At 53.6% G+C, this 25,173-nt stretch carries 15 protein-coding genes; 9 read left to right on the top strand and 6 right to left on the bottom strand.

Translation table 11 applies throughout. From position 1 onward, the window contains the following. Window positions 1–128: 128 nt before the first annotated feature. A complete protein-coding gene (locus MMC1_RS02100; RefSeq protein WP_011712099.1) occupies window positions 129–2,720 on the top strand; it encodes a putative bifunctional diguanylate cyclase/phosphodiesterase in 2,592 nt (863 codons plus the stop codon). Between the two features lie 105 nt (window positions 2,721–2,825). After that, window positions 2,826–5,195 (top strand): PAS domain-containing sensor histidine kinase, encoded by a 2,370-nt coding sequence (locus tag MMC1_RS19465; RefSeq protein ID WP_011712098.1) that lies wholly within the window; start codon window positions 2,826–2,828, stop codon window positions 5,193–5,195. A gap of 45 nt (window positions 5,196–5,240) precedes the next feature. Here the strand turns inward: MMC1_RS19465 and MMC1_RS02090 are convergent, their stop codons facing one another. Next, a complete protein-coding gene (locus MMC1_RS02090; protein ID WP_011712097.1) occupies window positions 5,241–6,488 on the bottom strand; it encodes an ATP-binding response regulator in 1,248 nt (415 codons plus the stop codon). Between the two features lie 428 nt (window positions 6,489–6,916). Then, entirely contained in the window at window positions 6,917–7,879 is a 963-nt protein-coding gene (locus MMC1_RS02085) for a hemerythrin domain-containing protein (RefSeq protein ID WP_011712096.1), read from the bottom strand. A gap of 467 nt (window positions 7,880–8,346) precedes the next feature. On the opposite strand from MMC1_RS02085, the gene MMC1_RS02080 reads away from it, so the two are divergent. The 3 genes from MMC1_RS02080 (at window position 8,347) to MMC1_RS02070 (ending at window position 11,635) form a co-directional block, all read left to right on the top strand. After that, window positions 8,347–9,801: a circularly permuted type 2 ATP-grasp protein gene (locus MMC1_RS02080; RefSeq protein WP_011712095.1), complete on the top strand. Its 1,455-nt coding sequence runs from the start codon at window positions 8,347–8,349 to the stop codon at window positions 9,799–9,801. Then, the gene (locus MMC1_RS02075; RefSeq protein WP_011712094.1) at window positions 9,801–10,799 is read left to right on the top strand and encodes an alpha-E domain-containing protein; all 999 of its coding nucleotides are present in this window, start codon (window positions 9,801–9,803) and stop codon (window positions 10,797–10,799) included. The genes MMC1_RS02080 and MMC1_RS02075 overlap by 1 nt, the downstream gene beginning before the upstream one ends. Before the next feature lie 110 nt (window positions 10,800–10,909). Beyond that, window positions 10,910–11,635, top strand: coding sequence for a methyltransferase domain-containing protein (locus MMC1_RS02070; protein WP_011712093.1), 726 nt, complete (start codon window positions 10,910–10,912; stop codon window positions 11,633–11,635). Between the two features lie 95 nt (window positions 11,636–11,730). Here MMC1_RS02070 and MMC1_RS02065 read toward each other — a convergent pair whose 3' ends face one another. The 3 genes from MMC1_RS02065 to MMC1_RS02055 all read right to left on the bottom strand — a co-directional run bounded on the left by MMC1_RS02065 (window position 11,731) and on the right by MMC1_RS02055 (window position 16,395). Beyond that, window positions 11,731–12,810: a glycosyltransferase family 2 protein gene (locus tag MMC1_RS02065; RefSeq protein ID WP_011712092.1), complete on the bottom strand. Its 1,080-nt coding sequence runs from the start codon at window positions 12,808–12,810 to the stop codon at window positions 11,731–11,733. A 169-nt stretch (window positions 12,811–12,979) separates the two neighbouring features. Beyond that, window positions 12,980–13,867: a transglutaminase family protein gene (locus MMC1_RS02060; RefSeq protein ID WP_011712091.1), complete on the bottom strand. Its 888-nt coding sequence runs from the start codon at window positions 13,865–13,867 to the stop codon at window positions 12,980–12,982. Next, complete coding sequence (locus MMC1_RS02055; protein ID WP_011712090.1) at window positions 13,867–16,395, bottom strand: circularly permuted type 2 ATP-grasp protein; 2,529 nt, start codon at window positions 16,393–16,395, stop codon at window positions 13,867–13,869. Before MMC1_RS02055 ends, MMC1_RS02060 begins: the two co-directional genes overlap by 1 nt. A gap of 163 nt (window positions 16,396–16,558) precedes the next feature. Here MMC1_RS02055 and MMC1_RS02050 point away from each other — a divergent pair, with 163 nt between their 5' ends. Beyond that, the gene (locus MMC1_RS02050) at window positions 16,559–19,903 is read left to right on the top strand and encodes a transglutaminase family protein (RefSeq protein ID WP_011712089.1); all 3,345 of its coding nucleotides are present in this window, start codon (window positions 16,559–16,561) and stop codon (window positions 19,901–19,903) included. Between the two features lie 297 nt (window positions 19,904–20,200). Next, on the top strand, window positions 20,201–21,085 hold the full coding sequence (locus MMC1_RS02045) for a hypothetical protein (protein WP_011712088.1): 885 nt from the start codon (window positions 20,201–20,203) through the stop codon (window positions 21,083–21,085). Between the two features lie 83 nt (window positions 21,086–21,168). Here MMC1_RS02045 and MMC1_RS02040 read toward each other — a convergent pair whose 3' ends face one another. Continuing rightward, window positions 21,169–22,305: a glycosyltransferase family 4 protein gene (locus tag MMC1_RS02040; protein WP_011712087.1), complete on the bottom strand. Its 1,137-nt coding sequence runs from the start codon at window positions 22,303–22,305 to the stop codon at window positions 21,169–21,171. A gap of 155 nt (window positions 22,306–22,460) precedes the next feature. Here MMC1_RS02040 and MMC1_RS02035 point away from each other — a divergent pair, with 155 nt between their 5' ends. Continuing rightward, the gene (locus tag MMC1_RS02035; RefSeq protein ID WP_011712086.1) at window positions 22,461–23,984 is read left to right on the top strand and encodes an MBOAT family O-acyltransferase; all 1,524 of its coding nucleotides are present in this window, start codon (window positions 22,461–22,463) and stop codon (window positions 23,982–23,984) included. A gap of 8 nt (window positions 23,985–23,992) precedes the next feature. Next, window positions 23,993–24,973, top strand: a complete 981-nt coding sequence (locus MMC1_RS02030) for a hypothetical protein (RefSeq protein ID WP_011712085.1) — start codon at window positions 23,993–23,995, stop codon at window positions 24,971–24,973. The last annotated feature ends 200 nt before the right edge of the window (window positions 24,974–25,173 follow it).

The raw sequence follows: 25,173 nt of genomic DNA, 5'->3' as shown, positions 1-25,173 counted from the left end.
TTCAAGAAGCTTCCCAAGCTGTTACGTTGTGTGAAACAATCAGTCCCATTGCGCAAAGGTTTATTACCCTCTCTCAATCCTTCGCTTAACCGCTAGGGGAGAGGATTATCAGGCTACTGGGTGTTACGATGGCTTCTCCATTATTTCTGTATAATCCCCTTAAAAGCATCAAAGGATTTATCCTTAGCATTGCCGTTGGGGCCACCCTGTTGATGAGTCTTTCCCTCTACTGGGTCATTTCAGATATCTATGAACGCAGTGTACGCAATGATGCCCGCAAGGTGGCCACGCTCATGGCCGAGCAGACTTTTCAATCCATGTATCAGGTTATGCGCAAAGGTTGGGTACGCCGCGATGTCGAAGATTTTATCGGTGCCCTGCGTCGCAGCGTGGAGGGGGGAGATTACCGTTTAGAGGTGCTACGCGCGCCCTTGGTAGAAGAGCTGTTTGGCCCTATTCATCAGCCTGCTCTGGATGAAGCTGTGGGCGAGGTTGTCGGTACGGCTGAACGCAAACTCATCGATCAACCCACCTCCCTACGCCTTATTTACCCTTTGCTGGCGCGCGAAGAGTGCCTTAAATGCCACACCAATGCGAACGTGGGGAATGTGCTGGGGGTGATTGATGTTCAGCAAAATCTGGTGCCCATTTTAAGACGCACTCGCGCCGAGTTTATTAACACCCTGCTGTGGATTGCACCCATCCCGCTACTGGCTGCCTTTTTTGTGGCGCTGTGGATCCATGGCCGTTTGGTTGGCGCGTTGAACTATCTACGAGATCGCATGACCCGTATTAATAAGGTTAGTGATCTCACCCAGCTTAATGAGGGCACCCCCCCACCCACATTTTGCGAAGTCAGCGAAATTTTAGAACAGATTAATGACTTCTCCAGACGGCTACAAAGTTTTGCCGTGGATAAAGAGTTGCTGGAGTTTGAAATTCGGCTGCTGGAGCGCTTTGTCATTACCTCGGATGTGGTCAAAGATTGGCAAAACTATGTCAAACAGCTACTGCTAGAGATCAATCAGGTCATGAGCACCTATGCCCTTTTCTCCATCTTTAAGGTGGAGGAGGAGCAGTTTGATCTGGAAATTTTCTGGCGCGATCCCCCCAGCGCTGACACCCGCATGGGCATTGAATCCATTATTTGCACAGAATTACAAAAAAATAACAGCTTCCACGTGGATAGTTCAGTCACACGGATCAACCACCATGTGGCCCGCCCCGATGCCTCTGAGATGGTGGTCAACCCCGAGGTGTTCCGCCTACAAATTAAATCATTGGTGGTGGAGTTACCCAAAATTGGCGGCATTGTGGGCATTGGTGTGCATGTGGATCTAACCCGCGACCCCACCCGCATCTTGGTTATGGAGAGCACCCTTTCCACCCTGCTGAATGTGGTAGGCTCGGTTAAAGCGATCTCCAAATACACCCGTGATCTTGAGTTCTACGCCACCCGCGACCCCCTAACGGGCCTTTATAATCACCGTATTTTGTGGGAGCTGTTACGCACCGAGGTTGAGCGTGCCCACCGGCATAACCATCAATTTGCGCTGCTGCTGGTGGACCTGGATAACTTTAAAACCATCAACGACAGCCACGGTCACGCCGTGGGGGATGATCTACTCATCGCCTTTGCCGATCAGATCGGGGCCACCCTGCGGCAGGGGGATATCCTAGGCCGCCATGGCGGTGACGAGTTTGTTATTATGCTGCCCGAGGTTGAAGAGGGGGTCCCCTTTGCCGCCGCAGAACGCATCCTCTCTGCCACCGATAAAATCCGCGTACAGACCCATGATGGTCAATCCATTGGCATTAGTGCTTCCATTGGCGTAGCCATTTTCCCTGACCACGCCAACAGTGCCAAAGACCTCTTTCTGTTTGCCGATAATATGATGTTCAAGGCCAAGGCCGAAGGGAAACACCGTTTTACCATACCCTCTGAAGAGGATGTGGTGGATGCTTTTAAAGAGATTGGTGAAAAGAGCGCCTTGGTCATGCGGGCCATAGAAGAGAAGTGGGTACAGCCCTTTTACCAGCCCATTTTTGATGGCCACACCGGGGAAGTGGTGGCCCATGAGGTGCTCAGCCGCATTCAGGTGCCCGATGCCCGTCTCTACAGCGCCAACGAATTTATTGAGATTGCCGAACGTCTGGGCGTGGTACATAAACTCGACTATGTGGGGATGGAAAAGGCCTTTAACCAAGCGGGCCGTGAAGGCTATGAGGGGCTGTTATTTATTAACATGTCCCCCAAAGCGATGGTACTTAGTGAGTTTTTTCCCACCGTGAAAAAAATGATCGAAGCCGCAGGCTTGCAAAAACAGAACATTGTGTTTGAAATTACCGAGCGCGACACCGTACGTAACCTCAAAAACCTAGAGATATTTATCCGCAACCTGCATGGTGAAGGGTATAAATTTGCCATTGATGATTTTGGCTCGGGCTTTTCATCCTTTCACTATCTTAAACGGTTTCCCATCGACTATCTCAAAATTGAGGGTGAGTTTATCGCTCATATGTTGGATGATGTAAAAGATCTTGCCTTTGTGCGTAGTATGGCTATGTTGGCAAGGGATCTAGGCATTGCCACGGTGGGTGAGTTTGTGGAGAGCGCGGCCATTGCCCAAGAGTGTCGCACATCAGGGGTGAGCCTGCTACAAGGCTACCACCTTGGGCGCCCCAGTGCTCACTTTATTACCAACAAGGTAAAGGTGTGATACACGGGTCGGCGATGCCCACACAACCACGATGATGCCCTCTAAAACCCGATTGCGGGGTTAGCTGGGTTATCACGCCTTTTCATCGGGATTGTTTCGATTGCTATGTCCATACGTACCCAGATAGTGACCCTGCTGCTCCTGTTTGCCCTGCTGGTGGCGGGTCTGTACGGGTGGGTATTGAACCGCCATAACAACGATGCCTTACTCTTTGCCGCAGATCAAAAGTTAGGCGCGGCCGCCGCTCTTGTGGCGCAAATTCTACCGGTTGAATACCACGATCACATTGAGGGGGCCGACTCGGTCTCCCAAAAAAAATATCAGTCCATTGTGCAAAACTACAACAGGCTCTGTCAGGAACTCAAACTTGACGGCATGTGGAGTGTGCTGTGGCTGGATAAACAGCCCTACCTGACCTCCAGCACCTCACGCAGTTTGGTTCTTCAACAGGGAGATTATCCCCCATTTTTTGCCCCCCATCCCCATCCTGAACTGTTTTCAGAGAACACCACAACCCCCGACTACCGCACCATTACCCAAAAGGGTGTGCCCCTGCGCATGATCCAACTGCCCCAATTAGATAAGCGGGGCCGCCTGTATATCATTGGCGCAACGCTGCCTCTGTTGCCCTTGCAAGAGGCCCTTTTAGAGACCGTCTCTCCCGCGTTAACCCTTGTTTTGGTCTTTTTCACCCTTTTGCTCTTGTTTGGCTTTTTAGGCTCTGCCTGGATAAGCCAACCCCTCCAGCAATTGGTACGGCTTGCGCCACAACAGACCGCAAGGGCTGCTCTCGTCATGCTGGAGCGTACCGGTTCACCCGAGGTAGAGACGCTACTCGCCAGTCTAAATGCACTATCTAAAGATTTTACGGATCAATGTGCCCTTAACCGTACCTACCAGCATCTCTCTTACGCCATGGATACCAGCCCCATAGCCACTGCTATTCTGGATAACAGAGGGCGGCTCCTTTACGCCAATGCCCGTTTTCGAGCCGCGGCTGGGGGCCAGGAATTGACCCAGCCTGGGGCACATATGGATCAATTTCAGCTCGGTTTTCCTGCGGCCTTGGATCGCTCTTGGCGCAAACATGTCTCCCTTAGCCAACCCTGGGCTGCTGAAGTTGAAACCAACGTTTCCGGAGCCGCCAGTGGTTATGAACGGGTTACCATTACCCCCTTTCGTAATAGTAACCACGCTGAGCACGCCATCCTCTTTACCTTACAAAATGTCGCCCGCCGTAAAAAACTTGAACAGGAACTTCGCCATGAGATCAATTTTCAACGGGTGTTGATGAACACCCTGCCCATTCCAGTCTTTTTTAAAGATACCCAAGGGGTATTTTTGGGTTGTAATGCCGCCTATTGCACCCTGCTGGGTATGGCCGAATGGGAGATTGTGGGGCGTACCATTTTTCAAATATTACCCAATGAAGCCGCCAGTTTTTACCATAAAAAGGATAACCTTGTGTTGCAGGGGGGTGGCTTATTGGATTATGAGGGCTATCTACGCAATAGCACGGGGCAGGAGCGCTTGCTCCATCTGTTTACCGCCCCCTTTCATAATGCCGATCGCTCCTTAGCGGGGCTTGTGGCTGCCATTGTCGATATTACGGATCGGGTGCTGTTCGAGAGTAAGATCATGCAGATGAATGCTGATTTGGAGCTCCGCGTTGTAGAGCGCACACGGGATCTCGAAGAGAGCATGGAGAGTGTGCAACGCCTACAGCGGCTCTTGGTAGAGACAGAGACCATGGCGACCTTGGGTACCATGGTGGCTGGAGTGGCCCACGAGGTTAACTCGCCGCTGGGGGTTGGGGTAATGGCCTCTAGCGAACTACAGCAGGAAGTTGCCAAGTTTCGTAAAACCTATGAAACCGAGGGGATTAGCGAAGAGGAGTTTGAAGGGTTTATTCACCGCAGTGAAGATCTGTTGGGCTTGACCGTCACCAACCTTAGACGGGCCGGTGAGCTGCTGCAAAACTTTAAACGGGTGGCCGTTGACCAGTCCGACGAAGCCCAGCATGTTTTTCAACTCGATGAACAGATCGAAGCGGTACTGCATGCGCTCTCTTATCTCTTTAGAAAGCGGGCCATACAGATGCGCCTGGAGTGCCCCAAGGGATTAACCATCAAAAGTCTCCCCGGTGCTGTTTCGCAAATTGTCACCAACCTGATTAGCAATGCCATCAAACACGGCTTTGATGTGGGTATGCGTGGCACCATAACGCTGACCGTAAAGCGGCACGATCAGCAGATAATTTTGGATTTTTATGATGATGGCAAAGGGATGGACCAGGAGACCCAAGAAAAGATTTTTGAACGCTTTTTTACCACCCAACGGGGCAGTGGTGGCAGTGGTCTAGGCATGCATATTGTGCAATCATTGGTGGTGCAAAAACTGCGTGGCAGCATACACTGCGAAAGCGAACTGGGGAAAGGAACCCGCTTTGTCGTGACATTCCCCGTCGAAGCATAAAGGGTAGCGAGGCTTCAAACCCATATTTTATGGTTTGCGTTTTGTCTAGCCAACCACAGCCAGGGTAAAGCTAAAGCAGGCCCCTACCCCATTGGGGTTGTTCTCTGCCACGAGGCTGTCACCATGGTTTAGGCAAATTTCACGGGCAATGGCCAATCCCAGGCCGGTCCCCCCATCGCTCTGTTGGTTGCTGGTGGATTGCTGATAACGACCAAAAATATGCTCTATCTCTTCCTCTGGAATCCCCCGCCCAGAGTCGCTTACCGCAATCTTTACACGTCCCGTATCCAGGGCATGGGCGGTAATACGGATGACCCCGCCCGCCGGGGTGAACTTAATCGCATTACTCAACAGATTGACCAATACCTGAATTATTTTGCCCATATCAAACAGCAACTCCAGCGGCTCAGTGCATTGGGGATGCTCCAGGGTCACACCCTTTTCTTGCAACAGGGGCTCCATTTCCATCTGTAAAAAACGTACTGCGTCCCAAATATTATGGGGCTCTATGGCGAACTCCATACGCCCGGACTCTAATTTAGAAAGATCCAATAGATTATTAATCAAGCCTGCCAATCGCTCAGAACTTATTTGCGCATAGCGGATAAACTTGGCGATCTCTGCTTTGACGTCTGGCTCAATATTGCTCTGGCTGACCGCATCCATAACGTAGCGGTTAAAGCCCATAATGGATTGTGTGGGCGAACGTAGCTCATGCCCCAATGAAGCGACAAAATCGCTTTTGGCTTGACTGGCCTGTTCCGCAATCTGACGCAACACCTGCTCCCGTTGCTGGCTGCGTTCCAGGTCACGCATGGTCTCAAACGAACGAAAGGCCGCTTTTAGGGCCACTTTCATACGATGTGCAGAGAGCTCCGCTTTATCCAAATAGTCATTAATATCGTATTTTTCAAATACTTCATCTTCTGGAAACAGCCATGCCTGACCGGTACGTAACACAATTCTTAACGATTGATTACCCAACACGTCCCGCACATACTCCACCACATCCAGTCCCGCGTGGTCGCTTTCCATCACCACATCCAGCAGCAACACCGCCATATCTGGGTGGTTGCATACCAACTGCTTGGCTTCTGCCCCAGAGTAGCCTTGCACCAACTCGACGCGGCGCCCTTGAAAAGAAAAATTACGCAATACGTGGGCGGTGACCTCGTGTAGATGGGGTTCATCATCCACTACCCCCAGCACCCAAGGCGGTTGATCACTCACCTGTTCAGGTTGTTTACTTTTCTGTTTGAACACCAATTTCTTTTTAATATCGGCACCGCTCATGATTGTTTCCAGTCTAATCTATTCAATTTTCACTACCTTGATTTTTTAAAGCACTTTGCATAGCCCGGCAATACGGGCTTGAGTCGGCTAAAACAGCGTTTGCAAGCCGCTAAACAGCCCATAGAGCAGCGCGCGACTGCCCCAGCGCTTATAGCAACCCAATCCAGCGGGATAGGCTTGATCCTCCCTACATCACGCTATAGCAGAAGATAACCAACCATTATATTTGGGAAAAAAGCGATCAAAGGTCATTTTTGGCCAGCCATCCATGGGATGGCTGGCGCCTATTTTGGGTATGTAAAACGACACGCTTTAGCTGGGTTGAGGTAAATATCCACGGCACCGTCGTGTCGGCGTGAACGCCCTCGAACGGGGTTTGACCCCCGTAGAGAGCTGCCTGTCCACGCTGTTACGGCTGGGGCTCACGCTTAAACGGCCCCTTTGCTCAACAGATAATCACAATGCTTACGATCTTCGCTACCAATATGACTGACAAGCCACTCCTGGATAAAATCGCGCAACTCCTCAGCACGCTTAAATTTCTCATTGTCATCAGCGGCCTGTTTGACTGCGTGGGCCCGTTGGACCAGATCCTCTCTCAGCTTGATATGCAATTTTTGGTGGTCCGCCAGCCTTGGATACGCATAACGCTGTAATAGGGCCTCTTCGTCGGCTAAATGTTTGTTTGCGTAGTTATTTAGGGCCATGATCATGAGATCCACCCGGTTATCCCGATTTTCAATTTGCGCCTGTAAAGCATACATCAATTGAAACAGCTGCCGGTGCTGTTGGTCGACCAATGAGATGCCCAACAAGGGAAATTCACAAGGACCAGCCGCGCCAATTTTTTTCAGCTTTGCCTCATCAGAGGGCACTAACTTCGCTTTGGCGGGTGGGGCATAATTTTTACCCCCCATGCTGCTGGGTTTGATGGCGCCCGATGCTTCTAAAAATTTAACCAGTGTCTGTTTGGCACTTAAACGCTTTTCATCCGCCGACTCGCCCCTAGCGTCGTCTAAAAATCGATTAAACTCTTGCTTGGGCAGAACAAACAGATTGTTATCCTTAATCGAGCGGACGATCTCTAGGGTCGCAAGGGAGGTCAAGAGCAGCACCGGCATGTTCGCATTGCTTTTACGCACATGTTTAAGCAACTCACTACCGGTCATATTGGGCATATCAAAATCGGTTACCAACATATCATAATGACCGGTACTAAAGGCTTGGGCTGCCGAAAAACCATCGTTGCAGGCTTTAACTGCAATGCCCAACGGTTTAAAAAGTTGCTCTGTTACAATAAGTCGCGTCTCACCGTGGTCTTCCGCATAGAGAACCGATACATTGGGGCGTATCAGAGGTTTTAATTCTTGAGCGAGTTTTGTCAAGAGCATGGCGTTTCCCTATTTTTATACGTACTTTAACTTCGCCAACATCCATCGTTGTGATCACAACCGATATTAGGCTCGTTTTACGGCACAGGTGCGTTAAACACAAGCGATCGTGCTTGTTCTTATAACGATACTCTTTTCTCGTTACATATTCAGTAGAAAAAATGGCGCTAACCCGTATGTTACATAAAATGACATTTTACAGCAAGCCCAATGTGCTTTACCCATTTACAGGAATCCATCACAACCCCTAAGAAAGCTCTCAAAAAATAGGCAAATATAGGCTACTATGCAGAGGATATCCGGTGTAATTTGGCCTTTAGTTTGCTCTATAGGCCCTATGCACCCCCAATCTAAGGAAAACAGATCCTAAATTTGCACTTTTTTTGTGCGTGTCGATCTGATTTTGACCTTGGTAGGATGCGTTTTAATCCTTCCCCACCTTTTTAGAATTAAGGGAGGCGGCGTCCATGGCTGCCAAAAATTTGCCCACGACTGGTCTGACTTATGAAGCGCCAGGGCTTTTTGACGAATTGATCCACTACGCGCAGTCAAACACAGGCTGTGATCTACTGCCCCATTTGCTGGATATGGGGTTAGATACCCTGCGTACCCGTCAACAAGGGGCTGAGCTGGCCATTGAAAGCTTGGGCATCACCTTTACCATCTATTCAGAAGGGCAAAATATTGATCGTGCGTGGCCCTTTGACATTATCCCACGCTGCATACCCGATGGGGAGTGGCAGCAGCTTGAAGCAGGACTACTTCAGCGCAGCCAAGCGCTTAATGCTTTTATCCATGATCTCTATAACGACCAGAAGATCATTAAAGATAAAAAATTTCCTGGTGAACTCCTGGATAAGTCGAAAAATTTTCTACCTCCCCTGATCGGTGCCAACCCCCGGTTCGGCGTGTGGGCCCATGTGTGCGGCAGTGACCTGATCCGGGATAAAGATGGGGTCATGTATGTGCTCGAAGATAACCTGCGGGTTCCTTCTGGTGTATCCTACATGCTGGAGAATCGTCAACTGACCAAGCGGGTTTTCCCCGAACTGTTCCAACGTTATCACATTCGCCCAGTGGATGATTATCCCTCGCAACTCTACGATGTATTGGCCTCGCTCCACCCACGGGATCAAAAACCCAATATTGTGGTATTAACCCCCGGTGTCTACAACTCTGCCTATTTTGAACATGCTTATCTGGCCCAACAGATGGGGGTTGAGTTGGTCGAAGCGGGCGACCTGCTGGTGGATGACGACAAGGTTTATAAAAAGACCATCCGGGGGTTGCAACGGGTGGATGTGATCTATCGCCGGGTGGATGACCTCTACATGGATCCCACCGTGTTTATACCTGACTCACTGTTGGGTATTCCCGGCATTATCAAGTCATGGCTCAAAGGCAATGTCGCCATTGCCAACGCACCCGGTAGCGGCGTGGCCGATGATAAGGTGGTCTACTCCTACATGCCCGATATTATCCGCTACTATCTGGGTGAGGAGGCCAAAATTCCCAACGTGCCCACCTACCGCTGTAATGACCCGGTTGAGCGGCGGCATGTGATTAAAAATATGCATCAGCTGGTGATCAAGCCCGCTAATGAGTCCGGTGGCTATGGTATTATGATCGGCAACCGCGCTACCCGTGTGGAGCGCGAGGCTTACGCGGCCCGTATTGAAGAAGATCCGCGCAACTACATTGCGCAACCCATATTGAGCCCCTCCACCTGCCCCACCTTGGTAGAAGAGGGCATGGAGCCCCGGCATCTTGACCTGCGCCCCTTTATCTTACAGGGTAAAAAGGGCTATGTAACCGCTGGAGGATTGACCCGCGTGGCACTAAGACGGGGTTCGTTGGTGGTAAACTCCTCCCAGGGTGGGGGGAGTAAAGATACCTGGATTGTAGCGGGGAGGCGCGACTAATGCTGTCACGGGTTGCCGAACATATCTATTGGCTGGGCCGCTACATGGAGCGGGCCGAGGATACAGCACGCCTAATCATGGCCACCAGCGGCGCCACGCTGGAGTTGATGTCCGTACCCGGTCATCAACCGGTGGACTGGGAGCAACTACTGCTCATCGTTGGGGTCTTGCCCAACTATAATGAGCACCACCACACCTATGAAGAGCGGGAGATCGTGCATTTTTTGCTCGCCTCTGAACGCAACCCCTGCTCGATCTACAATGCCATGCGCATGGCCCGTGAAAATTTGCGCATTACCCGTGACGCCTTTCCCCGCGAAACGTGGTCACAGATCAACGGCTTGCGGCGGCGGGTTGAGCATATTCCCGATTTTGCCCTCTATGGTTCGGGTCGGCAAGATCTGCTGGAGGGCATTATTGGTAGCTGTTTGCAGATGTCCGGCCTGCTTATCTCCACCATGAGCCGGGATGAAGCCTATCAGATGTTTCGTCTGGGACAGCTGCTTGAACGGGCTGATATGACCACCCGCATTTTGGATGTGCAAGGGGCTGGCGTGTTGGGTGGGGATAGTGACGCCGAACTCTCTATGGAACATGCGGTGTGGACCACGGTGTTACGCTCGCTCTCGGGCGACCAGATGTACCGCAAGCAGGTTGAGCCTCGGGTGCGGGGTCGCCAGACCCTCGCCTTTGTACTCAAAGATAAACAGTTCCCCCGCGCCTTTTACTACTGCCTAAACGGGGTAAGAGACCGCTTGGTCAAATTGGGGCGCGCCGAAGCCGCCCAGGGTATCCTAGGGGAGTTAGAAAAGTCTCTCTATTTAGCCGATTTGGATACCCTCGCAAAACAGGGACTGCATGAGTTTTTGGATGGTTTGCAGGTCCAGTTGGGGTCGTTGCATGAAGCGGTGGTTGATACCTACTTCCGCTTTCGGCAGGAAGAGACACCCCCAGCCGCTCCGGCCAGCCAAACCCAGAGCCAAGAACAACGGGCTTAGCACCGAAACCTCGTTGCCCACACACCGTGAACTCCGACGGCACGGCACCCCAGTGGGGCGCTGTGCCGTCGGGAACCATCTGACTACCCCAGCAGAGCTAGGATCGACCTGTGCATCAAACCGCTCTATGGCACGCCGCCCTGTTTTTTTCTACCTATCACAGCCGCAGCCAGCCTGAATCCCACCCTGCCCAAACCAGCAAGCGCTTGTTGGAGATAGGTGGCCAGAATGTTAATGGCTCCATCCGTGATGTTGCGCCAGAGGGTATTCACTATATTGCCGCCGATTTTGTGGCGGGTAATGGGGTTGATGTGGTGTTGGATGATCCCTACAGCCTGCCCTATGGGGAGAACAGCTTTGACTATGTTATGGCCTCATCGGTCTTTGAACATTCGCAAATGTTTTGGCTGTTGCATCTGGAGATTATGCGCGTCTTAAAACCCAGCGGACTGTTTTATCTGAATGCCCCAGCCAATGGTCAATTTCATCGTTTTCCGGTGGATTGTTACCGTTTTTATCCCGATGCTGGCGGTGGGCTGGTCACTTGGGCCAACCGCAATGGCTATCAGAGTGCCTTGTTGGAATCCTTTGTTGGCAAACAGAAACAGGATGAGTATTGGAACGATTTTGTCGCGGTATTTATTAAGGATGAAACGCACCACGCCCATTATACCGCGCGTATGTTGGACAAGCACCCAAGCTTTAATAATGGTCTGCGTTATCCTGATCCTGAGTCCTTTATCCGCTTAAATCCCATCAGCGAGGATCAACGCAAGCTGTTTGCCATGACCAACATGGCCCAAAACAGACCCTTAAACCACTATTTGCGGGATTAGGCTTATCTTCCGCCTAGCAGAGCCTGCGCACGCCTTTTCATCAAACGGTCTAAACTTGACGCACCTCATGCCGGGTAGGCCAACCCCCCTTCGGGCTATTTTGGTTGGTGCAGCTGTTCGTCATAGCGGGCTTCAAAGCCCATAAAGCGATGGAGCAAACGCACCACACTTTGCAAGGGTAGGGTCGATTCTGGCGCGGCCCCCCGCTGCAACCGCTCCCCCCGAAATACCCTTAAATCCTTGGACTGGAACGCCTCTTCCAAAAATTTCAGTGTCGGGGCAATGAGGGTGACAAAACGGCGATCTTGTACCACATTGCGGGGACGATCCGGCTCCAGCTGCCCCTCTGCCGACAAACTGTGTTGGCGCCACATCTGCGGCAAACGCCCCTCTTGCTGCATGCGATAGACCAACTGATTTTGCCAACCCAACTGGGGTGAAACGCCACTTTCCACAAAAATCTGCCCCATACGCGCCTTGCGTTGCAACCGCGCCCAACTCAACATGGGCAGATGCACCACCGCCACTGTGTCGGCATGCATTAACCGTTTGGGGGTGCGGTTAAAATCCCGCACCGTATGCGCACCCACATGCAGACGCAGCATAGGGTCATTTCGCACGATCAATTTGGGAAAAAACGGTAGGGTAAAGAGATTGCGTTCACCCTGGCGCACACCCTCTATGATTTGCGCAAGAGTGATCGGAGCCCGCTGGGTAACCTGCGCCTGCCACTGCAACGCTGCATAGCCATGCAACTGACACTCGTCAAAGGTGTCCAACGAAAGATAGTTATACAGAGGGTAGCGCAGCGCCCCCACATCGGCGGCTACCGTGCTGAGCAGCGCCTTGAGGGAGACTCCAGTGGTGGTGTAGAGAAACTCATCGGCATCAAAAGTGTAACACCAATCTGCCTGGGCCGATTGGCTCAGGTGCATCAATACCGTGCGGGAACTATCCTCTAAAAACTCATCCCCCAGCATATGGTAGAGGTGCAACCGGCCCGGAAACAGCGTTTGCAGTTTCAATAGCCCCTGATAACTTTCATCGCTGCTGGAATCATTAAGAACAAATACCTCATCCACATGGTTGCGCAGAGCGTGGGTAATGGAGAGCGCTATCAACCCCCACTCATTCTTACACTGTACCAAGCCCACCACTTTGCATGGCTTTTCCATGGCCCTACCCCAACCAACGGCGTCAACTACAACCCACAGGTTTGCAACGAAGCGTCCACCCTTGCAGATCTTAACCCTCGAACGATAGGCTGCTGGGGCCAGCGTTACTTATACCCCCAGCCCCTTGGTATGGGGGGGTTTGCGTTCCTCCCCGCATAAATCAATCCACTTAAACCGTCTGCCTGACCACATCCACCGCCACTTCCAGGGTATGCTCCCAACCCCCCATCACCACCCCTTTAACCGGGGGCACGTCGGCATAGTCGCGTCCCACCGCCACCACCAGGTGGTGACTCTCGGTCATGCAGCCATTGGTGGGGTCAAAATCTACCCAACCCAAACCCGGCAGATAGAGAGAAAACCAAGCGTGGGAGGCATCGGCCCCCTCTAAGCGTGGTTGACCCGGTGGCGGTAAGGTCTCCAGATAGCCACTCACATAACGGGCGGCCAGACCGATTTGGCGTAAAGCACCCACCGCAATATGGGCAAAATCCTGGCACACCCCGGCCCGTTGCGCCAGCACCGCCGTGATGGGGGTGGCGATGGTGGTGGCCTCGGGGTCATACTTAAAACCCTCATGGATCGCCTGGGTAAAGGCCATGGTCGCCTCTAGAATGGGGCGTCCGGGGGTGAAAATGGGGTCGGTCAACTCAGCCAGTGCCGGCAGTGCCGGTATCATGGGTGAGGGCATGCGGTAGAGCGCCACATGCACCATATCCTCATTACCATCACCGGCATCAAACTGGCTGCGTACCGACTCCCACGCAGGAGAGTTCTCCATGGCCATAGGGGGTAGCAACACCGGGGTACGGGTTAGCTGGCTGGTGGCGGTGATCTCCAGCTGCTTGTGGGGCTCGTGGATCTCAAAATAGTGCACCGTGTTACCAAAGGCGTCTTTATGGCTCTCCATAATGGCGGGCTCAGGATCAATGCGCAGGGTAAATTTATGGCACTTCTGCCCCATGCCATCCTTGGGTTTGAGAATTGCCCGGTTATGGCAGAGAGTCACCGGCTCGCTGTATTGATAAAGCGTGGTATGTTTAATCCGGTACTCCATCACTCGCTCCCGGTTTTAAAGAGTAGGTGCGTTGCCTCGGCATGGCGGAAATAACTGTTAGAAGCCGATTCGGAAAAGAGCGGCAGAAACTTTTTCATCAACTTGAGCAGCGCCACCAGATGGGTTCGACTGCCCCCCGCCTTCTCCGGTTTGCTCAGCAGCTCGGGTGTGGCCAGTCGCACCGTGGCCAAAGCCTCGAACACCACCCGTCCCAAATGGGTGCGGTAAAAGCTCTCATCAGCCCCAGTGGCCACCGCGCGGGCATGTTTTTCCATCAACTCCAACTGGAACACCAAAGAGCGGGGATCGGTTTCATCCTGCAACAGCTTTTCCAACACCTGGGGCACCCCTAACTGGGTGCGGTAACGCATGCGGAACGCCGCCAGTGAGTCATTGATGGCCAACAACCGCTCCAACACCGCGATCTCCAAGGAGTCATCGGCATCCGAGCCGAGGGTGGTCTCCAACAGGTGGGTCAGGAACAGGCCCCGCTCCATACGCCGCCCCATATCCAGAAAACGCCACCCCAGATCCCGATACATATTTTCCCAAATCAGCCCAGAAAAAGCGGTCAGGCCATGCAACAGAGGGGCGGTCTCCCAAAATAGGTTTTGCAGATCCTTATCCGGGTCCTGCTGCAAGCGGTCCAAAACCGTGGCAATGTCATCCACCACATGCCACGTATCGGTGGAGAGTCGATCCCGTACCGAAAAGGCGTTTTGGATCATCGCCCGCAGCGAAAAGGCTAGGGAACCGGCTCGGTCCGAGTCCAGCAAAGCGGAACGCAGCTCCGGGGCCGGATTGGCAAGGTTATAAGCACCCTCCTCCCCCTCAAAGCCGGGCCGGGTACCGGTGACGCGGGTAAAGGCCACCAAAAAACGGTTGCGGCAGTGAATACGCTGACGCACCCCCAAGCCGGTCTCCTGGGTTTGCAGCATTAAATGCTCGCGGAATAGGCGGATGGCACTCTCGGAGCGCTCCATATAACGCCCCAACCAGAATAGGCTCTCCGCCACCCGGCTGGGCACCCCCACCATGGGGGAGGGATCAATCGAGGTGGCGGTAATCACACCACCGCGATCTTCGATAGGGTGATCGTGCATCACCCAAATATCTTTGCTCAACCCCCCCTGCCGGGGTGAGAAGGTGAGCCGCTCCACCTGGGGCGAGACCCGCGCCAAACCACCGGGCATAACGGCGGTATCCTCGCCATCGCTATTGAGGTAAAGACGCATCTGCACCGGCTGACTGGTGATCTGCCCCCGCTGTACCGAAGGGGTGCGCGAAGGATACAAACGCTCCCGCGCCACAAAGGCATGGGGCTGCTCCAGCAGAGCCTGTTCGAGCGCCTCATCGCGGCTCAAGCCATTCATGGGGGTACTGGGATCATAACGGGCAGGCAGAATGACAAAGCGGTGTGGCTCCTCCGCCACCAGTTGGCGGTGGAGTGGATCCCCCATCCATAGGGTATAGGGATTTTCCAACAGCAACGGCTCGTCGAGGAAAAAACGCGCCAAACGGGGTAGATAGGCATGCAGAGCGAGGTTCTCCAGCATGGCAGTGCCCAATGCATTGGCCAGCGCCAAGCGACCACTGCGGGCCACCTGGGTCAGCCCCACCACCCCCAAGCGTGAATCGTCCCGCAGCTCCAAGGGGTCACAAAAGCTCTCATCCACCTTGCGCAGCAGTACATCCACCGGCAACAGCCCACTTAGGGATTTGATCCACAAGCGCCCATTGCGCACGGTCAGATCGGCCCCTTGGCTGAGGATCAACCCCAGATAGTGGGCCAGCAGCGCGTGCTCCACATAGATCTCGTTGGCCGGCCCTGGGCTAAGCAGGACCACATGGGCATCGTGCTTAGCGTAGGGGGTTAAGCCCGCTAATCGGCTGCGCATGGATTTAAAAAAGGGTAATAAGACAGGAACATTGTTAAACTGTGAGCTTTCGGCGTAAAGCCGGTTCATCACCCGTCGGTTTTGCAATACATAACCATGTCCCGACGGGGATGAGGTGCGGTCACTGACCACCTTGTGGCGGCCATCTCGGTCGCGGATAAGATCCACCCCATAGAGGGGCATGGGGATCATATCCTCTGGGGTGGCCCCATGGGCTGCAAACAAAAACTGACCGCACCGGTAGAGCAGTTCCGGTGGCAATAAGCCTTGGCGCACCGATGTCTGCTTGCCGTAGATGTCACGATGCAGCAGAGTAAGCAACCTATGGCGCTGGATAACCCCCTCTTCGAGAGCTTTCCAGTTGCCGGTATCCAGAATCAAGGGAATGGGGTCAAAGGGCCACGGCTGACCACGCCGCCCCGAACCGCCGTGCAGATTGTAAGTCACGCCCAGTTCACGCATCAGGCGGTCGGCATCCCGTTCCAATTGTACCGGCAGTTGTGGCCCTCGGCTATAGAGATAGTCCAGATAGCGACGCCAGTGGGCACGGGGTTTTCCTGGCTGTTCGAATGCCTCATCATAGGCAGGACCAGCTGCTCCATCAACAATGGGTATGGCTTTAGGCGTCATAATAGGCTACAGATCTTTGAATTTGCTGATAAGGCGTACAGAGGGGACCCCCTCTTATATCGGTTGAGGAAGAGACTTCCACAACCGATCCGTTACACAGTCTACGTGATTCACGCCCTAAGGGGAATGACCACAATAGGTTTTTCGTATTCAGGAGCTGGTTATGACCATTCAAGTTGCCATTCATCACCATACCCAATATTGCTACGACCGTATGGTTAACCTTTCGCCCCATGTGTTTCGGCTGCGTCCAGCCCCCCACTGTCGCACCCCCATTCGGGCTTACTCCTTAAAAATTTCTCCTGGAAACCATTTTATTAACTGGCAACAGGACCCCTTTGGCAACTATCTGGCCCGGCTGGTGTTCCAGGAAAAGACCGACCAGCTTACTGTGGATGTCGAGGTGGTGGCCGATATGGTCACCATCAACCCCTTTGAGTTTTTTCTGGAAGATAGCGCCAAAGCGTTCCCCTTTGCCTATGAACAGGCCCTGCGCGAGGATCTCACCCCCTATCTTAAAATGACCGAAGAGAGCCCCGCGCTCAAAAAGTGGTTAAAAGATTTTAAGGGCAGCAAAGGCACCGTCGATTTTTTGGTGGAGCTCAATGCCAAGCTGAATAAGGATATTGGCTACACCATCCGCATGGAACCCGGCGTGCAAACCTGTGAAGAGACCTTTAGCCGAGGCACCGGCTCCTGCCGCGATACCGGGTGGCTGCTGGTGCAGGCCATGCGCCAACTGGGTTTGGCCGCTCGCTTTGTCTCCGGTTATCTGGTGCAGCTCACCCCCGATGTGAAAAGTCTGGATGGCCCCTCAGGGCCTACCGAAGATTTTACCGACCTGCACGCCTGGTGTGAGGTCTATATTCCCGGTGCTGGCTGGGTTGGCCTGGACCCCACCTCCGGCCTGTTTGCCGGTGAGGGGCATATTCCCCTCGCCTGTACACCCATCCCTGCTTCAGCCGCCGCCGTCACCGGTGCCACCGATAAATGCGAGACCACCTTTCACTATAAAAACACTGTGGTACGCATCCATGAGGATCCCCGCGTCACCAAGCCCTACAGCAGCAGCCAGTGGTCTGACATCCTCACCCTGGGTGAGGATGTAGATAAGCTGCTTAAAAAAGAGGATGTACGCCTAACCATGGGGGGTGAACCCACCTTTGTCTCGGTGGATGATTTTGAGAGCCCCCAATGGACCGAGGCCGCCGATGGCCCCCATAAGCGTGAGCGGGCGGTGGATCTACTGGGACGCATGCGCAATCACTTTGCCCCTGGGGGCATCTACCACTTTGGGCAGGGCAAATGGTACCCTGGAGAACCCATTCCCCGCTGGCGCTATGGCTGCTACTGGCGCACCGATGGCGAGCCGATCTGGCGGGACATCAACCTGCTGGGTTTTCCCACCGTGGATTATGGCTATGGTGCCGATGAGGCCGAAGCCTTCATGGGCGAGTTGGCCCGTCGCTTGGGCCATTTGGGCAAATTTGTCAGCCCAGCCTACGAAGATCCCTTTTACTATGTGTGGGCCGAAGCCAAGCTGCCGGTCAATCTGGATCCCTTTAAATTTAACCTCAAAGATGGCATTGAGCGGCAAAAGATGGCTCAAGTGCTCCAGCATGGCCTGCAAAACCCGGTGGGCTACGTGCTACCTATGGCGTGGAACGCCTACGACCAGCGCTGGGATAGCTGTAAATGGAGCTTTCGCCGGGAGCATCTGTTTTTAATTCCGGGTAACTCCGCCATCGGGCTGCGTTTGCCGTTGGAGAGCCTCTTCTATCAATCCCCTGCCGAGCGCCCCCTCACCCCGGAACAGGATCTTTTCGATACCCTAGGCAGACTGCCCAAATATAAACAGTTGGCCAAACAGGCGGAAACCAAAACGGCCAAAAAGGGCAAAGAACCGGCCATTCCCCCCCATCCCCAGGTGGAGACCTTTATGCAGACCGCGCTCTGTGTCGAGGTGCGGGAAGGGCGACTCTATCTGTTTATTCCCCCTCTTACCCATGTAGAGGGCTTTTTGGCGCTGGTCTCCGTCATAGAAGCCACGGCGCAAGCTTTGGGCATCTGCATTTTGCTGGAGGGCTACTCACCCCCCGAAGATCCCCGCCTGAAAAAGTTTTATGTCACCCCCGATCCCGGTGTGATCGAGGTCAACGTACACCCCTCTGCCCATTGGCATGAGATGGTGGAAAATACCGAAGCCCTCTATGAGATGGCCCATCAAGCACGCTTAGGCACCGAGAAATTTATGCTCAATGGCCGCCAAAATGGCACCGGCGGCGGTAACCATGTGACCCTGGGTGGGATTACCCCAGCCGATAGCCCCATGCTGCGCCGTCCCGACCTGCTGGCCAGCTTAATCACCTATTGGCAGCACCACCCCGGCTTGAGCTATCTCTTCTCTGGTCTGTTTATTGGTCCTACCTCCCAGGCCCCCCGTGTGGATGAGGGACGGGATGATGCCCTCTATGAGCTGGAGCTGGCCCTCAGCCAGTTTCCCAGCGGGCAGGTGGTACAGCCATGGATTGTAGACCGGCTGCTGCGTAATATTTTGGTGGATGTCACCGGTAATACCCACCGCACCGAGTTTTGCATCGACAAGCTCTACTCCCCCGATGGCCCCACGGGACGCCTGGGTTTGCTCGAGTTACGCGCCTTTGAAATGCCCCCCCATGCCCAGATGTCGTTGGTGCAAATGCTGTTGCTGCGCACCATCATTGCCCGCATGTGGAAAGCCCCCTACCGGCACCCCTTAATCCGCTGGGGCACCGATCTGCACGACCGCTATCTGTTGGGCCACTATGTACGGCGAGATATGGAAGAGGTGGTGGACGACCTCAACCGCGAGGGGTATCCCTTTCAGTTGGCTTGGCTGGAACCCTTCTTTGAATTCCGCTTCCCCAAATGGGGGGAGATTCAGGTGGGGGATATCCACCTGGAGCTGCGGGCCGGCCTGGAGCCGTGGCATGTGCTGGGTGAAGAGGCTGGGCAGAGCGGTACAACCCGCTTTGTGGATTCATCCTTAGAGCGCATGCAGGTCAAAGTTAATGGCCTACACCGCGATCAATATACGGTCATGTGCAATGGCTTTGAACTGCCCCTGCACAGCACCGGCATCAATGGCGAATATGTGGCGGGGGTACGCTTTAAAGCGTGGCAACCCTGGGCCGCCCTGCATCCCCTTATGCCAACTCATGCCCCCCTGGTGGTGGATGTGGTGGATCTGCGCAATGGTCGCTCATTAGGGGGTTGCACCTACCATGTGGGGCATCCAGGTGGGCGTAACTATGACACCTTCCCCGTCAATGCCTATGAGGCCGAATCTCGCCGCATCAGTCAGTTCTGGAACCATGGCCACACCATTGGTCCCTTTGTCCCCAGCCCCTCTCCGGCGGGACCGGGCAAATTTATACCCCAAGGTAGTGGTAAAGTAGCACCCACCCCCCCGCTGCCCCTGCGCAGCAACGAATTTCCCCACACCCTGGACCTGCGCCGCTGGGGTTGACCGCTGACACGGGAGAGGCCCAAGGGCCTCTCCCGCTACCTTGATGCATGGGAGCGCTCCGCTGCATGTAGGGTATTTACCTGACCCCCCTCTCTAGGGCAAAACCATGGACCTCTCACCACCACAGTTTTTTAACAAAGATCAATAGCTTCTCATTTACCTCCATTTTTAACGATAAGTTTTACAGCATGGGGGTCGCAGATATATATGACCCCATGCATAGAATCTTGTTGCGTTAACGTCGCTGGCCCGATATCAACAATCTATCGCTATTAAATCTTTTTGATGGAGAACACCATGCTCAAGCGCCTCTGGTCGTTGCTGTTTGCCCTCTGTTTAGTCCCCGTTGTGGCGCTCTCCACGGCCCACGCGGAAGTTTATTTTCCTTACGTTTTGGCCGATATTGCCGCCCCCACGGTGGATGATGGTTTAACCCAAGTAAAGGACCGTTTAAGTGGTGCGGGCTTTGATGTGGTGGGTCAATATGCGCTCAACGGCGATGCCCAAGTGCTGATTGCCACCAGTGGCGCTCAACAAGCCTTGGCCGCCAAGAGTGAGCATGGTGGTTTTGGCGCAGCAACCCGCATCTCGGTTACGGCAGTGGAGGGCACGGTGCAGGTGGCCTATACCGATCCCCGCTGGATGGCCCATGCCTATCGGCTGGAAGATGATGGTAGCGCACTGTTGGGTCGTTTGACCGCAGCTTTGGGTAACAAACAGAGCTTTGGTTCGGCGGCGGGTATGGAGAAGGAGCGTCTGCGTCTCTACCAATACATGATCTTTATGCCCGATTTTGAGGATGTGGAGAAATTGGCCAGCCATAGCAACTATCAAGCGGCAGTGGCTGCGGTGGAGGCGGGTCTGCAAAAGGGTGCGGGTGGTACAGCCAAGGTCTACCGCATTGATATTCCTGGTAAAGAAGAGAGCCTGTTTGGTGTGGCTCTCAATGAAGGGGCCGGGGCTGACAAGGCTGTTATGGGTATCATTGATACCGCCCCCCTGAAACATACCGCCCACCTGCCCTATGAGATGCTGGTGAGTGGCGGCAAGGTGGTTATGTTGCACGGCAAGTTTCGTATGGCACAGAGCTTTCCTGATTTAAGCATGGGGACTTTCATGGAGATCTCTGCGGCCCCCGATGCCATTGTCGAAGCCCTGAGCCAAGCAGCCAGCGGCAAATAAGGGATCTCATTTTGAAATCAAAGAGCCGTGTGCCTTCGCACACGGCTCTTTTTTTATGGCTATGACCGCCAAGTTTGATGGCCTCAGGCCAACCACAAGCGGCTCATCTGTGCCTCAAACTGAGCGGCTGCCCGCTGCCAGTCAAAGCGCTCGGCAAAGTGTCGCGCTTCGTGCCCCATCTGGCCCAACCTTTGACGCTGGCTATCCAGTGTCAAAAGGGCCTCTGCCAGGGCGGCTTCGTTGGGATCATGCAGCACCATTACTCCACGACTCCCCACAAACTCGGGTCCCAATGCCTGGGGGGTAGCCAACAGGGGTAGACCACTGGCTAAGGCTTCCAACGCAACGTTAGAGACCCCCTCTGCACCGGAGAGGTGGACCAACAGATCATGCGCCCGATAGAGTTGGGGCATTGCCTCGCGCTGAGTATGGCCACAAAAGTGTACCTTAATGGGGGGGGGCAGTTGCGCTGCCTGGGCTTTTAGGGGCTCTTCTAGTGGGCCGGAACCTGCCAAGGTGATCTCTAAGGGTCTTTGCAACAGGGCCGCCCCTGCCAGCAATAACGCCACCTGTTTGCGGGGGATCAACTGCCCCACTGAGAGCACCCTTAAGGGACCATCATGGGCACCCACCGCCCGATCAGCCGGGCTAAACTGTTGGGTATCCACCCCATTGGGGATACTCGTCACCGCAATGTGCGGGGCAAAAGCGCGGGTTAAGGTGGCCAGGGTTTCACCATTGGCAAAGACTCGATCGGCTCCCTCTAACACAGGGCGCACCAGCCAGGGTTGCAGCCATTGAAAGAGCCCCCAACGCTTTTTGGAAAATCCGGGAATATCTGAACCACGAATGGAGACCGCCATGGGACCGGTCAAACGGCGCCGCTGTTTAAGCAAGGCATGCCCGGCGGGAAAGGCAAAAAAGGCCACCGAGCAGTCGGGTTTAAATTCGGCCAGATCCCGTTTACTGCGATGACGCAACGCCCAGTAACTACGTAATAGCTCTGTGGTGGTTGGCGAAAGCATACTGCGCCGCCCCACCCCATAGCGAATGATTTGACGCTCATCCAGGGTTTCACGCAGGGTTTTTGCCCCCAGACCAATGGTCAAAATCTGGACCCGATGGCCCCGCTTAACCAAGACACGGGTAAAGTGGTCCAGGGCCGATGCAGCGCCGCCGCCGGTGGGGGGAAATTCGTGACATAAAAAGCTCAGGCGCATGGTTGATCCTATACATGGCGCAACATGAAAACCCGGTTGGGCGACCTACAGCATACCCAAGGGGAAAGGCAGACCCAAGTGCTGGTGGGATTAGGCGACCTTTTTGCATGGTTGCAAGGGAATCATCTCTTCAGCAGGCATAGGATCATTAATCGGTGCTGTTTAACTCTTACACTTTTTTGCTCTATTTTCTCCCCACCGTATGGGCTGTGACCATGCTGCTACGCCGCTATGCCACTGAGCAGTTGACACTGCCATGGTTGGTGGCCGCCTCGCTGTTTTTTTATGGGTGGTGGAACCCACGCTATTTGCTGTTAATTTTACTCTCCATGGGCATTAACTATGCGCTGGCGGGCATGATTCTACAGCGGCGCGGCAGTGTTGCGCTGCTGACTGTGGGCATTTTGGTTAATTTGGGCCTATTGGGTTGGTTTAAGTATGCCCTGTTTGTCGGTCATACCCTTAACCAGTTGTTGCACAGCTCGTGGTCCTTACCGCAGATTGTGCTACCTTTGGCGATCTCCTTTTTTACTTTTCAGCAGATTGCCTATCTGGTGGATTGTCATCGCCAGCAGGTCGATGTGCATAACCCTTTACACTACATGCTCTTTGTTACTTTTTTCCCGCAGCTTATAGCTGGGCCTATCGTACACCATAAGGAGATGATGGGGCAGTTTCGCGGGGCAGAGGCCCTACGGCCCAGTGCGACTGATCTCTATGTGGGGCTGACTATTTTTATCATTGGCTTGGGTAAAAAAGTGCTCATTGCCGACACATTAGCCCCCCATGCGGATGTCATTTTTAACCAAGCAGAGGCGGGGGGGGCGCTCTCCTTGGTCGAGGCATGGCTCGGGGTGCTGGCCTATACCGGGCAGATCTATTTTGATTTTTCTGGCTATTCGGACATGGCTATCGGTTTGGGACGTCTGTTTGGCATTCACTTGCCCCTTAATTTTAACTCCCCTTATAAAGCCCACTCGATTATTGAATTTTGGCGGCGCTGGCATATGACCCTCTCCCGCTTTTTAAGAGACTATCTGTATATCCCTTTGGGGGGTGGGCACTGTGCACCCTGGCGACGCTATACCAACCTGATGCTCACCATGCTGTTGGGTGGATTATGGCATGGCGCAGGTTGGACCTTTATGGTGTGGGGGCTCTTGCACGGCACTTATTTGATGATTAACCATGCGTGGCAGCATGTGGGCACCAAGCGTTTCACACTGCATCCTTGGTTTGCAGTGGGGCTAACCTTTATGGCCGTGGTGGTGGGGTGGGTCTTCTTCCGTGCCACCAGCTTTGCCGGAGCCAGCCACCTATTGGCTGCCATGTTTGGGTTGCATGGGGTGACGCTACCGGCCACTTTGGCACCGTGGCTGCCCCATTGGAGTTGGTTAAATTATACGGGCATCGCACCCCATGGTCTGTTAAACCACACCACCGCCATAGCCCAAGTTGGCATGGCTTTGCTGGCCGCTTGGGTGCTGCCCAACACCTATCAAATGATGCGCCAGCATGTAGCCCCGGAGTTGGCCAATCAGCTAAGCCACAGCCAAGCATCTTTCCAAGGCTTGCTTTGGCGACCAACGGCACGGTGGGGGATCTATACGGGGTTGATTTTAGCCGGGGTGCTGCTCTCCTTGCAGCAGGTCAGTGCCTTTCTCTATTTTCAGTTTTGAGGCCCCTTATGCAGCCCATACACCGTTACGGCCTCGCCCTTAGCCTTACCGTTATCGGGGTACTGGGCGCTGTTTTTCTCTACAACGCCTTGTGGGACCCTCTCTGGTATTTTGCGGGCAACCAATTTCGTCCGGTGAACTACACCTTTGACGAGCGCCTCTCTAAAACCAATCAGTTTTTGCGCCATCCCGACAGCTATGACTGCTTTATCTTTGGCAGCTCCCGCACCACGCTGCTTAACCCCCAGCAGATTAAAGGGTATCGCTGTTTTAATTTTGCCTTTTCCTCCGGCCGCATTGAGGAGATTGTGGCGTATGCCCGCTATGTTAAAAAATGGAATCCCAACCCTAAGTTAATTATTGTGGGGGTGGATCTGTATAACCTAGCCAAGTGGGAGGATGCCCTCTCCATTCCTGCGTTTGTGCAGCGTATGGAAAAACCGCCTAGCGCCTTACGCAGCTATCTTTCGTGGGGTGCTGTGGCGCTCTCTCGCCAACTACAACGGGGTCAATCGCCCCTGCCCCGCTATTATGACGGGCAGTTTATCTGCCGAGTCGAGGATGGGCTGCCCCCCTATCAACCTGCCCTGGATAGACCGTCGGATCGTTTGAAGCTGCCACTGGGCGGGCACAATCTACATCACTACGCGGCCTTGGCCGAGATTTTTCCCCACAGTCAACGGCTTGGCTACATACCCCCGGAATCTACCCGGCATGTGGCTTTTTGGCTGGAACATTACCGTTTAGAAACAATTATCAATCTCTACCAACAGGTTAAAACCCATTTTACACGCTTTTATGATTTCGCCCTACCCTCCCAGATAACAGCCAATCCCGCCTATACCTATGATGGCAGCCACTATGATTTGTCGGTCACGCAACGCATCGCTCACCGTTTATCGGGTCATGTTGATGAATTTGGTTTAGAGGTCACTCACGATTCCACCGCAAACTGGGTAACCCACTATCAAAGCGCGATCAACCGATAAGCCACCTGAAAAAATATGGCCCATTTTCTCCACCCAAACCCCTTTACCCCCTATTCAATAGAGAAATAATAAACTTGATTTGGCCGTGCATTATTCCTACTAATCGGCAAAACATCCCCATCTTTCATAGACATTATGCAAAGCAACACGTGCTCTGTTTAGGTATATCAACGGGCATCACTATTATCTCTGCCAACACC

Source organism: Magnetococcus marinus MC-1, assembly GCF_000014865.1.
GTDB lineage: Bacteria > Pseudomonadota > Magnetococcia > Magnetococcales > Magnetococcaceae > Magnetococcus > Magnetococcus marinus.
The sequence above is the reverse complement of the archived record's forward strand: the minus strand, read 5'-3'. Positions and strand labels throughout refer to the sequence as shown.

Bases quoted from the DNA above. Each gene is read 5' to 3' on its own strand.
- MMC1_RS02100 (WP_011712099.1), top strand. From the start codon at position 129: ATGGCTTCTCCATTATTTCTGTATAATCCCCTTAAAAGCATCAAAGGA.
- MMC1_RS19465 (WP_011712098.1), top strand. From the start codon at position 2,826: ATGTCCATACGTACCCAGATAGTGACCCTGCTGCTCCTGTTTGCCCTG.
- MMC1_RS02090 (WP_011712097.1), bottom strand. From the start codon at position 6,488: ATGAGCGGTGCCGATATTAAAAAGAAATTGGTGTTCAAACAGAAAAGT.
- MMC1_RS02085 (WP_011712096.1), bottom strand. From the start codon at position 7,879: ATGCTCTTGACAAAACTCGCTCAAGAATTAAAACCTCTGATACGCCCC.
- MMC1_RS02080 (WP_011712095.1), top strand. From the start codon at position 8,347: ATGGCTGCCAAAAATTTGCCCACGACTGGTCTGACTTATGAAGCGCCA.
- MMC1_RS02075 (WP_011712094.1), top strand. From the start codon at position 9,801: ATGCTGTCACGGGTTGCCGAACATATCTATTGGCTGGGCCGCTACATG.
- MMC1_RS02065 (WP_011712092.1), bottom strand. From the start codon at position 12,810: ATGGAAAAGCCATGCAAAGTGGTGGGCTTGGTACAGTGTAAGAATGAG.
- MMC1_RS02060 (WP_011712091.1), bottom strand. From the start codon at position 13,867: ATGGAGTACCGGATTAAACATACCACGCTTTATCAATACAGCGAGCCG.
- MMC1_RS02055 (WP_011712090.1), bottom strand. From the start codon at position 16,395: ATGACGCCTAAAGCCATACCCATTGTTGATGGAGCAGCTGGTCCTGCC.
- MMC1_RS02050 (WP_011712089.1), top strand. From the start codon at position 16,559: ATGACCATTCAAGTTGCCATTCATCACCATACCCAATATTGCTACGAC.
- MMC1_RS02045 (WP_011712088.1), top strand. From the start codon at position 20,201: ATGCTCAAGCGCCTCTGGTCGTTGCTGTTTGCCCTCTGTTTAGTCCCC.
- MMC1_RS02040 (WP_011712087.1), bottom strand. From the start codon at position 22,305: ATGCGCCTGAGCTTTTTATGTCACGAATTTCCCCCCACCGGCGGCGGC.
- MMC1_RS02030 (WP_011712085.1), top strand. From the start codon at position 23,993: ATGCAGCCCATACACCGTTACGGCCTCGCCCTTAGCCTTACCGTTATC.